The organism is Acetivibrio cellulolyticus CD2, from assembly GCF_000179595.2.
GTDB classification, from domain to species: Bacteria; Bacillota; Clostridia; order Acetivibrionales; family Acetivibrionaceae; genus Acetivibrio; species Acetivibrio cellulolyticus.
On sequence record NZ_JH556653.1, the window covers coordinates 1,023,893 to 1,038,909 of the forward strand.

11 protein-coding genes are annotated in these 15,017 nt (G+C 35.4%); 3 read left to right on the forward strand and 8 right to left on the reverse strand.

Going from position 1 to position 15,017, the window contains the following annotated elements; translation table 11 throughout:
- Window positions 1-6 precede the first annotated feature (6 nt).
- From ACECE_RS0206600 to ACECE_RS0206620, 5 genes are all read right to left on the reverse strand, one after another.
- On the reverse strand, window positions 7-840 hold the full coding sequence (locus ACECE_RS0206600; protein ID WP_010245770.1) for an ABC transporter permease: 834 nt from the start codon (window positions 838-840) through the stop codon (window positions 7-9).
- 85 nt (window positions 841-925) lie between these two features.
- Window positions 926-1,876, reverse strand: a complete 951-nt coding sequence (locus tag ACECE_RS0206605) for an ABC transporter permease (RefSeq protein WP_026073730.1) — start codon at window positions 1,874-1,876, stop codon at window positions 926-928.
- A 57-nt stretch (window positions 1,877-1,933) separates the two neighbouring features.
- Window positions 1,934-3,568 (reverse strand): peptide ABC transporter substrate-binding protein, encoded by a 1,635-nt coding sequence (locus ACECE_RS0206610; RefSeq protein WP_010245776.1) that lies wholly within the window; start codon window positions 3,566-3,568, stop codon window positions 1,934-1,936.
- Window positions 3,569-3,806: 238 nt separating this feature from the next.
- Window positions 3,807-4,682, reverse strand: a complete 876-nt coding sequence (locus ACECE_RS0206615) for a HEAT repeat domain-containing protein (RefSeq protein WP_456048996.1) — start codon at window positions 4,680-4,682, stop codon at window positions 3,807-3,809.
- Between the two features lie 40 nt (window positions 4,683-4,722).
- On the reverse strand, window positions 4,723-5,655 hold the full coding sequence (locus tag ACECE_RS0206620) for a GGDEF domain-containing response regulator (RefSeq protein WP_010245781.1): 933 nt from the start codon (window positions 5,653-5,655) through the stop codon (window positions 4,723-4,725).
- A 241-nt stretch (window positions 5,656-5,896) separates the two neighbouring features.
- Between ACECE_RS0206620 and ACECE_RS0206625 the strand changes: the two genes are divergently transcribed.
- Window positions 5,897-6,127, forward strand: a complete 231-nt coding sequence (locus ACECE_RS0206625) for a hypothetical protein (RefSeq protein ID WP_407636646.1) — start codon at window positions 5,897-5,899, stop codon at window positions 6,125-6,127.
- A 133-nt stretch (window positions 6,128-6,260) separates the two neighbouring features.
- On the opposite strand, the gene ACECE_RS0206630 is transcribed toward ACECE_RS0206625, so the two are convergent.
- Together ACECE_RS0206630 and ACECE_RS0206640 are read right to left on the reverse strand one after the other, a co-directional pair.
- Complete coding sequence (locus tag ACECE_RS0206630) at window positions 6,261-8,129, reverse strand: APC family permease (protein WP_010245785.1); 1,869 nt, start codon at window positions 8,127-8,129, stop codon at window positions 6,261-6,263.
- Window positions 8,130-8,627: 498 nt separating this feature from the next.
- A complete protein-coding gene (locus tag ACECE_RS0206640; RefSeq protein WP_205410162.1) occupies window positions 8,628-10,964 on the reverse strand; it encodes a hypothetical protein in 2,337 nt (778 codons plus the stop codon).
- Between the two features lie 281 nt (window positions 10,965-11,245).
- On the opposite strand from ACECE_RS0206640, the gene ACECE_RS0206645 reads away from it, so the two are divergent.
- Window positions 11,246-12,868 (forward strand): B12-binding domain-containing radical SAM protein, encoded by a 1,623-nt coding sequence (locus ACECE_RS0206645; protein ID WP_010245790.1) that lies wholly within the window; start codon window positions 11,246-11,248, stop codon window positions 12,866-12,868.
- 241 nt (window positions 12,869-13,109) lie between these two features.
- Here the strand turns inward: ACECE_RS0206645 and ACECE_RS0206650 are convergent, their stop codons facing one another.
- On the reverse strand, window positions 13,110-13,571 hold the full coding sequence (locus ACECE_RS0206650) for a pyridoxamine 5'-phosphate oxidase family protein (protein WP_010245794.1): 462 nt from the start codon (window positions 13,569-13,571) through the stop codon (window positions 13,110-13,112).
- A gap of 251 nt (window positions 13,572-13,822) precedes the next feature.
- On the opposite strand from ACECE_RS0206650, the gene ACECE_RS0206655 reads away from it, so the two are divergent.
- Window positions 13,823-14,995 carry a hypothetical protein gene (locus ACECE_RS0206655; protein ID WP_010245797.1) on the forward strand — a complete coding sequence of 391 codons (1,173 nt, stop codon included), beginning with the start codon at window positions 13,823-13,825 and terminating at the stop codon, window positions 14,993-14,995.
- Window positions 14,996-15,017 lie beyond the last annotated feature (22 nt).

Below are 15,017 nucleotides of genomic sequence, written 5' to 3' on the forward strand. Positions count from 1 at the left end.
ACCACCCTATGCTATAGAGTCCAAGGCATCTTTTATAGCATCACCCAACATATAAAAGCTTATCATAGTAACAGCAATAAAGCTCAAAGGAACTATAATCATCCATGGATATGATGAAACATAGACAAAGCCCTCGCTTGCAAGAGTTCCCCAGCTTGCTTTAGGAACTTCTATCCCAAGTCCCAAAAAACTCAAGAAAGCTTCGGAAAAGATTGCTGCAGGTATACTCAACATTAAGTTTACAATAATAGGTCCCATGCAGTTTGGAATAATGTGCCTCAAAATAATCTGAAACCTTCCTATTCCAAGTACTTTGGCACCCTGCACAAATTCCATCTCCCTTAGCAAAAGTGTTTGACCCCTCATAACTCTCGCCATTGCCGTCCAATCTGTTATTGAAAGAGCAATAATTATTGTCATTTCACTTCGTCCCATAAAAACGGTCAAAAGAATTACTATTATTAAATTGGGAATTGAATGAATCATATCAACAACCCGCATCAGAACCTCATCAACTATACCACCAGTGATCCCTGCTGTACACCCGTATAATACCCCGATAAACGTCTGAATCATTGCAGCAGCTATCCCTATGGTTAGTGAGATTTTGGCACCTTCACACACCCTAATGAAAAGATCCCTTCCAAAATTATCCGTTCCGAAAAAGTGTTTGCCCCTAAATGGAGGCAAAAAAGAATTGTTCAAATCCTGAGCATAGTAATTATATTCAGATAAGAGAGGTCCTATAATAGAAACAACAGAAACCACACCTAGAAAAACCAATGCTGTTACAGCAATTCTATTTTTAAGTACGGTTTTTACAGCTCTGTATATTTGCATGGTAATCACCCGGTGCTTTTAATATTTTTATGCCCAAAATTATTCATCTACGTATTTATTTTCTATAGTGCTATTGATTTTCTGCCTACAATTTAACTCTAGGGTCCATAATAGAATACAAAATATCAGTTATTGTGTTGACTAACACTACTATTAGCGATGTGAACAGCGACAATCCTATAACCATTGTATAATCCTTTTCCTGCACACTTGAAACAAGGTAATGCCCAAGGCCAGGTATTGAAAAAATCTTTTCAATTGCAAAGGACCCAAGCAGTATTGATGCAGTTAACGGTCCAAGCACTGATATTACAGGAAATAAGGCATTTTTTATTCCATGCTTAAGTATTATTTCCTTTCCGGATAATCCTTTAGCCCTTGCATTTGTTATATAATTCTGCCCTATAACATCCAGCAAACTGGCCCTCATCATCCTTATTATCAGCGCCATTGCTCCAAACGCTAAAGTCATGGATGGAACTACTGTATAGCTAAATCCACCCCAACCGCTTACAGGAAAAAGCCTCCAGCTACTTCCCATTGCCTTGGCTAAAAAACCGGAAAATTTATAACACAGCAGATATTGTGAAAGAGTACCCAACGCAAAACCAGGTATAGATATTCCAATTACACTAATAAAAAGGCTTATATCATCCAAGGGTTTATTTTTGTTTAGTGCTGCCACAATCCCTAGAAGTAATCCCATAAAAATTGCTATAAAAAGTGCTCTTAAACCTAAATCTAAGGATACGGGAAATGCTCTGGCAATTATTGAATTGACACTTTTATTTGCATACTTCATAGATATTCCCATATCTCCTTTAAAGATATTCCCAATGTATATGAAGTACTGTTCAAGTATGGGCTTATCAAGTCCATACTTTTCGTTGACATTCTGCAATACCTGAGGAGGCACAGCCTTTTTTGAGACAAAAGGATCACCTGGCAGATGGTGCATAAGCATAAATGTAAACGTCACAACCATCCACACAGTAATCAGAGATAGAATTATCCTTCTGATGAGAAATTTGAGCACTTTTGCCTTCACCTGCTTTAGTAGAAGTTTATACTATTCTTCTCTACAATACTTTTGTCATTCTATATAAGTCCAGTATAACTCTATATCCTGTATAGCACTGCTTCCTCTTAAAAAGCCCTTTACATCCGGCTTTAATGCGTAACTATTGTATATATAATATAAGGGACATATCGGCATACTTTTAAATAATAGTTTTTCAGCCTCACTAAGCAAATTCATTCTCTTTTTGTCATCGGTTTCTTTCCTGGCGTTACTAAGAATACTGTCAAAATCGGGATTGTTATAGCCTGCAACATTAAAATAGTTTTCTGTTTCAAAGATCTCTAAAAATGAAGTGGGATCGTTGTAATCTCCTGACCACATCAGAAGTGCCATCTGGTAATCTTTCTGCATCATTTTATCCTGAATAGACTCAAAGGACATTGTTTGTATTTCAACTTCCATACCCAGGTTTTTTCTCCACATCTCCTGAATGGCCTGTGCATCCCTTTTTGATGTTTCCATATCTTCTACCAATAAGGTCAATTTCGGCATATCTTTAAGTCCCAACTCAACAAGAGATTTCAAAGCATAACTTTCAGCTTCTGCTGTATTATCCCCTCTAAAAAGATCACCCGTTTCATCTCTAAAAGCTTTGTCCACCCCTCTTACAACAGGATTGACAAATCCTAAAGCTTCCTTTGAGCCATCTTTTACTACTTTATCAACAAGGTTCTTACGGTCAATGCCCAAGGCTATAGCCCTTCTCAAATTTTCATTTTTAAGCAGCGGATCTGCATTATTAATTGAAATATACTGAGTTGCTCCAACATTATAATTCTCTACCTTGTCTCCATTAGCCTTAAGTTCATCAATCTGATGAGCTTCTGTAATACTCACAACATCTATTTCTCCCGCTTTGAATGACGTTATAGCAGAAGAATTGTCAGCAATTACTCTGAAATTAACTTTATCAAGCTTGATATTTTCCTCATTCCAATAGTTCTCGTTTTTCTCAAGCACTATATTCTGACCGTGATTCCATTCCTTTATGGCAAAAGGCCCGTTGCCCAATATGTTTTGCGCTTCTGCCCCATATGTACTTATTTTGCTAACCAGCGGCTGGTTTCCATAGAACTTCATATTTACCGGCATAAATACGCTGCTGCATACAAGGTCAAGAAAGTATGGAGTAGGCTGCTTTAACTTTACAACCAAAGTTTTGTCGTCCTTGGCCTCTATACCTACAGCTTCTTTCTTTCCATCTTCATAAGAATATTGTTCGGCTCCTTCTATACAAAGGAGCAAATACCCTAAAAGTGCAGGCTGATGATCTGCAGGTTTAGGATCAAGTGCCCTTAGCCACGCCTCTTTAAAGTCAGTTGCCGTAATTTGTGAGCCATCTGCCCAACGTGCTTCTCTTAAATGAAAAGTATATACAAGTTTATCCTCGCTAATATCCCATGATTTCGCAACCCCGGGCATCGGAATGCCTTCCTTATCCTTTCGGCACAAGCCTTCAAATACTGCATTTACCACTCTCATAGGAATAACATCGGTAACTAGCTGCGGATCCAATATTTGAGGCTCTCCCCCAAGACTAATTGATATCTCCTGCAAAACTGCCTCTTTAGTATTACATCCTGTAAAAAACATGCTAAAACACATTAAAAATATTATAAGTACCAAAATGCCTTTGTTAAACCTCATGACAGCAAATCCCCCTTGTAAGTTTTTCAGTACTTGACAGGATATTTAATGATATACACAAGTTGACTGCTAAAAAACGACAGAATGCCAAATTTGAAGGTATACCTTAAGAAGTGGAGTTTAAAAGATAATAACCCTTTCTAAACTTTTCTCCCACTACCTATTTAACAATTAATAGATTGTAAGGAGAAAAAATGAAAAGCTAAAAGATCATAGGTAATATTATATTTATTCTTAATTAAAAATGTATATCATCCATATTTCCACCTAACCTGTGGACAGATGACTTTATTTCGAGAAAGGTCTCATAATCAATAGAATTTTTATTCTTTTCTACAAAACCGCGAAGAGCAGGTATTGCCCTCCCGTCACCAAAGTTTCCAAGGCAAATTGCCCCAAAGAGCTTATTATCCATTTTATTAAAAACACTTTTAATTGTCCTGAATATTAAATCATATAAACTTTTATCCTTTATTGTAAATCCGATTTTAACCAAAGTGTCTAAAAGATATTCTTCCAAATTTCCAATATCGCTACTTTCATCCAGAATCTCAATAATACGATTTGCCGCACCCGAGCCAAACTGAATCATAGTACCGCAGATCTCTTCAACTACTATTTCATTATCTTCCTCAAGCTCAAACATAAGCTTGATTAATGGTTCCAAAGAACTAACAGATTGCCACTTTCCAATAGTCCTGATTGCCATTAATGAGATTATTTGATCATCATCATCGCAAAGAAGGCTCTTGTCAGCTGCCAGTGCTAATAATTCATTAACTGCATCTTCATTAAAGGTTTTTAATCTATCGTTAAGCGGGTCCGGTATATCGTTATCGCATAGCTGTGCTGCAAGTTTAAACAATTCAACAAGCTGTGCCATATCTGCAATGGATTTAAAATAACCCTCGGGACTAATACCATCAAGCTCTATCATAGGAGTACTCGCCCATTTTTCAAGGTCTCCAGCAAGATGCTGCCTTATGGTCTCATCCTCAATATTTAAAAGTTCATGTGACTTATTACTCATGAAAATTTTGTTGTAACTTTCCTCAACAGCCATGTTGTAGCTTTCGAACAATATTTCCGCCTTTTCCAACTCCAAAGCCTCCATTTTAGTAATAGTGAAAGCATAACTTCCACTAACTTTTACATTAAATCTTTCTTCTATCTTTTACATAAGTACTTCCAGGCAACGATTTAGCCTTTTTCTTTATTTCAGCAGCTATTTCTGCAATTTGTATGTGACTGATTAATTCTCTTGATTCATTTGTAACTACTGCCAGTGAAATCGATATAAGCGGGAACTTCATAACCTGCCCCTGCCTGTTGCTTGTAACGATATATCCCCTTTGAACATCTTCATCACAGTAAAGGGTCTTTATCTTCTCATCAAAGTCACTAATTATTCCTCTGCATATGGCTTCCGTTTTATCAGGGGTACTGATAATAACAAAATCATCTCCACCGATATGTCCTATAAAGTCTCCCTGGTTTCCACAGTTATGAACATTATCCACTACTATATCCGCAGTAAGCTTAATTGCCCTATCACCACTTGCAAAGCCATAAACGTCGTTATACGCCTTAAAGTTATCAAGGTCACCATATATTACTGCAAACAACATACGCTTTGCTATTCTTTGGTTTATCTCTGTCTGAATTTCTATATTTCCCTGAAGACCTGTAAGCGGATTAGCCCATCTATTCCTATCAATACGCTTTAGGGTATTTCGCACTCTGCTGACAAGCTCACGGCCGTTAAAGGGCTTGATAATGTAATCATCCGCTCCTATTTCAAGTCCAGCCAGCTTATCATCTTCATTATCCTGAGCAGTCAGCATAATGATAGGCATTAGATTATTACTTTCATCGTCTCTTAAAATTTTGCAAACTTCAAAACCGTCCATACCTGGCATAACAACATCAAGAATTACCAGATCGGGCTTTTCTTCCCTAACCTTCTGTATCCCCTGCAGACCATTCGAGGCAATAACGACATCATAATCCGCACTACTTAAGATATCAGTGATTAGCTTTGTCATAAATTCAGTATCATCAATTATTAAAATCTTTTTTTTAAACATGAATAAGAACTCCCATTGAAGTATAGTTGTGAAGCCACCGTAATATATATCGGAAAAAAGTACTCAGAAAACAATATTAATTATAAATATTATATATTAAAATCTCCTTTTTGAAAAGCTATCGAGCCATTCTTATTTAAAAAGTTTATATTATTAATATTATTATATTCTATTCAAACAATAATTAGCAAATTAATAACTAAAAAGTGTTGTTTTGTGATATACTTATATTTATAAGGGAGTGATATTATTGGCAGAATTTTGTACATGCGGTTCATTAGTGTTGGACGGCTCTTGCACAAACAAAAATTGCAGCAATAGAGCAGCCGGCAAGCACGGTGCCTCAACAACAAAGAAATCTAAGGCAAAAAAAGACAATTTGGAAGTCAAGGCCAAACCTACTAGAATAAGAAAAGCATCAAAGTGTATTACCTATAATTTATATGAGACCAAAGAAGAGGATTCTATTTAGAATTCTCTTCTCTTTATTTCGCCTCTTTCAAACGAAGTAAGCAAAGCAAAAGCACTCCAATTTGGAGTGCTCTATTAATGTATTTGTTGTATACTGCAGCATCTGTTTAAATCTCAAGCTTACGATTATATTGTTAATTATACTTTGGGTTCTTTAATACATAATTATCATCTTTAAGCTGCAGAGGCATAACAGCTACTACAATATGTTTGTGTTTGAGAAGCTCGGACTCAATAAAGATTCTGGAATTATTATGCAGCATCTTATGCCACCAGGACTTTGTTTCAAATTTCGGCAATATTACTGTTATCATATCGCCCTTCTGGTATTCATATTCAGCAGATTCTATAAATTTGAGCAACGGCTCAACAACTTTTCTGAAAGGAGAATACTTTACAATCAACGGAATGTCCGTTTTAAGCATAGCATATTTTTCCTGAATTCTTTCTCCGCTTTCAGCATCTATAGAAACATTAAAAGCTACTACATTATCAGATATCGTTCTTGCATATCTTAAAGCCCTAACACTTGATTTGTTTACACTATCAATAGGTACTATAACACGATTTCTATAAACATCTCTTTCAACATTAATAGCCATTAATTCCTCTGGTCTAAATCGAAGCTGCTTTGCTACAGCAATGTAGTGCTTTTTGACCTTCAGCATTGCAAAAACCATAATTGGAATAAGCACTACTACTATCCACGCACCTTCGTGGAATTTTGCCCAGGCAATTATTCCAACAGCAATTGCAGTAACCAAAGCTCCGACACCGTTAATTAAAGCCTTTCCTACCCAATAACTTCCTTTGTACTTCATCCACCTTACAAACATTCCAGACTGCGACAAAGTAAAGGAAATGAATACGCCTATAGCATACAAACCTATTAATGATGAAACATTCGCCTTAAACAATACAATAAGAAATGTTGCAACAGCAGACAAAACAATTATTCCATTTGAATAACTTAATCTATCGCCCTTCATACTTAATTGTCTTGGTACATAACCATCCTTTGCCATTACAGCTATCAACAATGGGAATCCTGCATATGCAGTATTTGCTGCCATTACAAGGATTATAAAAGTAGTCGCTGTAATGTAAATAAACATAAAGTTTCTGCCAAAAATCATTTCTGCTATCTGAATAAGAACAGCTCCATTATCCGGATCTACAGGGTAATAATTAGCAAGTATTGATGTTCCGCCAAACAAAGTCAAAATAATTATTGAAAGAAGCAGCAAGACAGTCTTTGCATTTTTTGTTGAAGGCTCCTTAAAGTTAGGTACTGCATTACTCACTGCTTCAACACCTGTCAATGCAGTACAACCACTTGAAAAAGCTTTCAGCATAAGGATAATTGATATTGGTTTTACTATAGTTTTTACTGTAGGAGGAGGAGTAGGTACATAACCCATCTTGAGCCTAATAAAGCCAACAACAATCATTGATAACATCGCAATTATAAAAGCATAAGCAGGTATACCAAATACCTTGGAAGACTCTCTTACTCCTCTTAGATTTCCTATCATTAATAACAAGACAACAGCTACACAAATAATAACTGCATATTTCTTCAAAGGTGCATACGCGGAAGTTATCTGCTCTACACCGGATGAAATACTAACTGCTACAGTTAATATATAATCCACTGATAATGCAGCACCAGCGATTACACCTGGAAGAACTCCAAGGTTGTCCTTCGCTACTAGATATGCCCCACCACCATTTGGGTAGTTTTCTATTGTTTGTCGATATGAAAGCATAAGTAGAATCAACAAACCAATAATAGCCAGCGATATATAAGAAACCTGTGCATACGCTGCCATACCAACCGCCGGTATAAGCACCATTAACATTTCCTGTCCAGCGTATGCTACTGATGAAATCGCATCACTAGCAAGAATCGGTAGTCCCCAAAGTATACCATATTTTTCATCACCCGCTGCCTCATTTTTTAAAGGTCTACCAATTAGAAATCTTTTTAGTTTTTTTAGCATAAAACTACCATCCACTCCCCTAAATTTTCCAAAAATAATAAACTACTAAAGCGAATGTGAAAAATACTCCACATTCTTCACTTTTGCAGTTTATCTTTGTAGAGAATAACATTTCATAATTATAATACCTTTCTTTTAGATAATAAATTCCCAAAAACAACTGCCAATAACTATTTTATTTCCCTAAAGTTCACTTTAAGGCAATATCTCCCTCTTAATTAGCATAGCTCTTACTATCTATATTTCCCAGCAAATTATATAGTCAAATTTTGTCCGGCTAGAACTTTATACCAAATTTAATTTATAACAGTATGTAATTTCGACAACAGTTTGATCTCAATCCCCTAACAAGCCGATATGCGACCCATTTACAACATAATCTTCACAATAAAAATTCCGGGGCATCGAGCCTCTTCTCTTTTGCTCTTTCACTCCGTTCGGAAGAAGCACAATAAAAGGGGCCATCCCGGCCCCTTTTAAATGTAATTATAACCATTATTATTTTTCCGGTACAAGTGCAAAAGCTCTTACATAAGGCACATCCTTCCCTACTCTGTTCCATCCATCGTAAGACATATTCCAAACCATGAGATTCATACTGAAAGCAGCATCCTCGTGACACTTCAACAAATAAGGGTATTTAGGAATGTTTGTATCTTTTTTAATAAGTGGATTTATTTCAAAAAGACCACTATCACCCATATCGCCTGCCTGACCTGAAGTACTTATTACTTCATCTATGCATCTTATAACCTTAAAAGAGTACATGGCGAACTTATTAGGATGTCTAGCCTCATAAGAGAGCTTGACTTTAGCATCTCCAGGTTTATAATGCACTATACCGCAGTCAGTCGAAGTATTGTTACTGCTCATTACTATCGGAGCCTCAATTACAGCAGTAGGCGTTCTATTGTCAATCTGCAGCTTAAATACAAATGCTGTATACTTATTGTTTTCAGGGTCAGGCTTTATAAGTTCGGGATTTACAATATACGCCAACTCTGTCTCAACAGTATCAGATATATCTACATTGGTAGGCAATTTAAATTGGATACCGGTGTCGAAGTTAGGTGGATTTATCCTTGTACCGTTTTTGTCATAGAGTTCAAGCTTTATTTCAATAAAACCGCTTGAAAGTAAAGTTGTATCAATATAACCACTAATTAAATCGACTTTTGCATCCAGTACATACCAGTCAGCATTAGGCTCATCGTCTATATTAGGCGGCAGTTTAGGCCGTATTTCAAACAGATTGCTCTCTTGACCAAATGTCTGAGGCCCTAGTTGGTATGGCAAAAACTCTAATACTTTCGTAGCAATGTTATAATGAGAATAATGCCTCCTAACCTCATGGTTTGTTGAAATCCAATCACCATTTCCATTAGAGCGGTACTTGATTTTATAGAATTTAACACCCTTTTCTAAAAGAGCAGAGGAGAAAAGAACTCTTAACCCAATTAGTCCCCCAAAAGGCCCATCTTTAAATAGGTCTAATGAGCCACCAAGGCCTGTTGATATCTCTTTATATCTGCCTATTCTCAAATCATAAGGTGATATAGCACCATAATCTGCCCCTGTTCCATATACATTCTTTAAGGAGTAATTTCCAATAGCAAGCGGGCAAACCCAAAGCTCGTCATCCTCTGAAATATCGTGTTCGGTGTGCAAAGCAATAGCAAGAGGATCTGTAACTATCAATTTTACCGAATCCCAACTTGGATGATTCCAATGTGTATTACAAGGAATAGGGTATCGGGCATAAATTCTTCTATCCACTCCGTTTATCTGTTGTCGCACAACAAACCACAAATCGGGAATATCTTTTCTATTTACAGAGAGCCATAATAACTTTGTAAAGCTCCCGTCCTGTTTGATTTTAGCCGTTCCCAATTTTTCAAGGCTGCACCAGAAATGTGGTGCCCAAATCCAATAAATCCATGGAAACCAACAAAGCCAATATCTGAATGATTGGAACTTATCCACAAGTAGTTTTTTTAATTGCGCAGTGTTTGTATAGATTATTGATGAAATTTTTACATCCTCAATAACTTGACATTCCAGCCATTTAACTTTTTCTTCCGCATCCATAGATTCAATCTTTTTGTTTATTCTCGCTCTAACCTCTGAAAGCCCGTCATATCTTTGACGCGAAAAAGCCCATTCCTGAGGTAATTCCTCTAGGATTTTAGCAATTTCAAAACTATGAGGCATTGGTTCTATAGGCTTATGTGTACCACAGTAATCATCTTTCCACCAGGATGGTTTGAATATCTCCTCAGTTTTAAAACCATTCAATACTGGTGGTGGGTTTGTTATAACGTCTATTAATGCGTCTCTAAGTCTTTCTATTATGTCATCGCTTAATCTTGTGAAAAAGCCGATATCTACGTCATAGATGTCCACTTCACCATAAGGTATATCAAGTTCTTTACCATTATCCGACTTTACAACATTTCCACGGATAAAATAGGGTTTTCTCTTCCAAACAGTCCATATTGGCTGCTTAATCTCAAGGGATAATGAAGATTTTTCATCCTTCAACAGGATACTCTCAACCAAAGGTGCATGTTTGACCAACTTTGATGGTACTTCAACATCGGGTCCAAGTTTTACAACAACATTGTCGTTCTTTAATTTAAGATTGAAATTTGCTGTTCCAACTCCTTGCTGTTCTTCATTAAAGATTACTTTCTTCTTTTCAAGTAATCTCCCGGATTTACTGAAGACATAGGCGCAGATATCCAGTTTTTCATTCTCCTCAGTAAACTCATTTAAGTTTACTAAAACCTCTAGGTTCCTTTCAAAACTTCCAGCCACAATAATCTCCCCTTTCATAATAAATTGTTTAGGAATATAAAAAATACAACTCAATGGATAATTTAATTATAGAAAAAAGAAATTTTGGCAACTAGTGCCAGAAGTAACGAATAGGTAACGCGAAAGTAACGTATAAATTCAGTATTGAACTAAGAAATAGTTTTGTATATAGAAAGTTTCTATTCAAAACATTACAAAAATCATCAAAATTTTATAGAATAAATTATTAATTCAAGTCATATTATGCCATATATATGATATAATGAAGAAAATAGATTGATTTTGGGAGGGATAGAAATATGTCGCAAATTAAAAATGATTGTGCCGATTTCCTGTTTATCCACGTTCCTAAATTTTCTAGCTATTACAAGCCATTGGATGAATTTATGTTTATCAATTATATTCCAATGGGAGTTTTTGCGTTATGTGATATTCTAAATAAAAAAGGAATATCATCAAAAATCAAGCACCTGGGTCTGGAATACATCAATGATAAAAACTTTTCCATTGCAGAGTACGTTAAAGAAAATAACATTAAAGTTGTTGCACTATCCTTGCATTGGCATTTTCAGTCCTATGATGTAATTGAGGTTGCAAAAAGAATTAAGGAAGTTTCAAAGGAAACACAAATTATATTAGGTGGTTATACTGCAAGTTTGTTTTCGAATGAAATAATGAAGAATTATGATCACATTGATTTTATTATTGCCGGAGATGGTGAGAAAGGCATGCTGGATCTTGCCAGGCTATTGAAGGAAGGAAGAAATGATTTCCAAAATGTCGCCAACTGCATTTACAGAAAAAACGGTGAGATAATTGACAACCAAATAACCTATCTTGCTGATTATGCCGAGTTGGGAAACGTTGATTATGCAAATCTCAGTTATCTTGACCATTATAATGGGTATAGGGATTATTTTAAAATACCTATGTACTGGTCCTTGAATTTAAGTGTAGAGGAAAATATAAAAAAACAGGTTAGTGGCGCAACTTCAACTTTTCCATTGATGGTTGGCAGAGGATGTCCTGTTAATTGCAGTTTTTGCGGTGGTGGGAGAGATGCACAATTTAAAATATGTAGACGCACAAAACCAATATTCCGTCCCGCAAATAAAGTTGTTGATACTATGGAACAAGCTTTAAGCTATGGATATGAGTCTTTTGTAGTTTGTTTCGACCCATTCCCTAATGATGAAAGCTACTTTGTTGAACTTTTCCAAGAAATCAGAAGAAGAAAACTATCTTGCGGAATGGGATTTGAATGCTGGGGGCTACCTACTCGAAAATTTGTAGACGAGTTTGAAAAGACTTTTGATAAGAGGACTTCATATATTGCCATATCTCCTGAAAGTTACTCTGAAAAAGTCAGAAAAATGAATAAAGGCTTCTTCTATACAAATGATGAAATGTATAAAATCATGCAATATATAGATGAACTGGAAATCCCCATGTTGATATACTTAACAATGGGGCTTCCAGGAGAATCCTCTGAAGATTTAAACGACACTGAACTTATGACAAAAGACTTAAGAGCAAAGTTTAAATACCTTATGTCTGTGATAGTACTTCCTGTTCAATTAGAGCCTGCCTCTCCATTGTTTGATGATCCAAAAAAATATCAAGCAGTAACGGAGCGCACCTGTTTTAAAGACTTTTACGAATATCATAAAAAACCAGATTCCAATCCCTATTCATACTTGGGTTATGCTACAGAATCTCTTAAAGAAGCCGACTGTGATATAGAAAAATTCAGTCAATATATTTTCAATGAAAGATGTAAAAAGTTTTGCACATTTTATATTAAACTTTTTGGCAAGTTTGATGTCCCTGCTTTAGCGCAGGTTAGGTGCAAATTAATACATAAAAAGTGGCTAAAGATGGGGTATGGCAAGCCACCTTTAGAAAGAAGGACTTTTAAATAAGTGATACATATACTTACAGCATAAGCTGAATAAACAAGCACCTGTCATTATGAATAGGTGCTTGTTTATTTGAAATATCTTGTCCCTGCCGTTACGAATAAGAAGTTCCATGTCATACGTAAATATAACCATTACCCTAACTAAAATAAGAACAAAATATTTAATATTCTTTAGGAAATTGATAGGAAAGCCGTAATCCCTGAAGTGCTTATTGTAAGCATTTCAGGGTCTTTCACACTCCTTAATAACCAGACTTTTTGCCTGTCACAGATTCAATTTGCACCTTAATGATAAGCGTCTTTTCCAGCATTTTCTCCGGGTATTCGAATCCTGCTTTCCCGGTATGCTTTGTCATTATTGCATCTAAAGTTTTTACCTTTTCTTTTTTGTCCTCTATAAAAGTTGCTTTGCCTGTTCCAAAAACGCTCAAGTACTTTGTACTACAGCTGCATGCTTCTTCCTTCAGTACGAGTTCTACATCTGTATCCGTCTGAAATGCTACATTATTATTTTCTCTTAATATGTTAATCTTCCGGCCCTCTATAGCAGAGTGCATATAAAGGCAGCCATCGACATATGCATAATTCATAGCAACCAGGTATGGGGTTCCTTCATCAACCATGGCAAGTCTAACGACTTCAGCTTCTATCAAAATTTTATCAATGAGCGTTTTATCTGTTATTTCTTTATCTGCTCTTCTCATAGTCTCACCTCATATTCTGATATAATTTCTTCCAGCAAATTAAGTAATGGTGTGGAAATACATCTCGCAAATTGTCATAAATCTTTTTAATGAATAAGGTACATATTACCAGAATACACCCTGCTCTTTTGGTAAGTCAATAATTTTTACAAAAAATTCAACCTGATAAAACTCCTTGTAAATTCCAATTCAAATTATGATATAGTATTAATTAATGATTTTGATATACTATTGACTTCTAGGAGGATATTATGGGGATAATTAAATTATTAAAGAACTCTTTGATTGGATTATTGATTTTATCTGCTTTTCTTCTTGTTTCTTGCAGCAATCCCAGAAATAATTCAGCTAGCAACGGAAATAAGGTTAATAATCAATCTTTACCAAATGGTGATAGTACACCAAAATTAGAGGAAACCATTTCTCAAACAACCAATGGAAATCCATCTAGTAGTGAAGTAATCACAGATATTGCAAATTGGAATCATCCTGTGAAAGATGTACTAAATAAATACAATATTAGAATAATGAAAATCGAATTGCTAAATAACAAACAATACCCAATTTTCAATGTTGAATTTGACCCTGTATACAGGTTAGATACTCAAGGTGCAAAATATTTCGATACTCTTTTGAAAAGTATTGCTTCCGCAAATGGATATTGGAATTTCAAAGTTGTTGATGATAAAAACAAATTTGTTTTTGACGTAGAATGTAATAAAGAAAAAAAGAATGTTATTGAAATAGTTGTTAATGGCAAAAGTAGTCTATTAAAAGAAATGATTGATTATAATGGCCAAATGGTTAATAATTGGGATAAAGCTACAGAGTATTTAACTAAAGCAGTTCCGGAGATAAAGCAGTTTGAGGAACAGCTTTCAAAGGATAGCACCGGAAAAGTAACCTTAACTATGAGATTAGATGGAGTCCCTGATAAATATAGCGATAGTCAATATAAAGATTTCTATTGCATTTATGTTGGTGAAAATCATCCAGATCATACCGTCAGGTGGAATACTTTCTATGTTAATGAAGATTTAAATAAAATAATGGTTGAGGGCATTATAACAGGTGATTTGATAACATTAGAACAATGGAGGAAGGAAAATGCAAATAAGGTAAGTGAACCTTCAAAAGCCGCTGATAAAGGAATGAAAATCTCCGAAGATGAAGCTATTACAATTATAAACGATTTAATTAGGGAAAATAAAATCATATTAACTCAACCTAATTGCGAAGTTCAGAATTTTGGAACTACTACCGAAGATAATATGTCTTATTATATTATAAGGATTGCATATATTGACCCTAATAATAAAGAATATACTACGACACTAGCACGTTATTGGGTTTCAGATACTACAGGGGAAGTTTTTCAAGAAGATTTATGGACTGGAAATATATCAAAAGTTTCCTTTGACTAAAACCTACCGAAATTTACCGAGT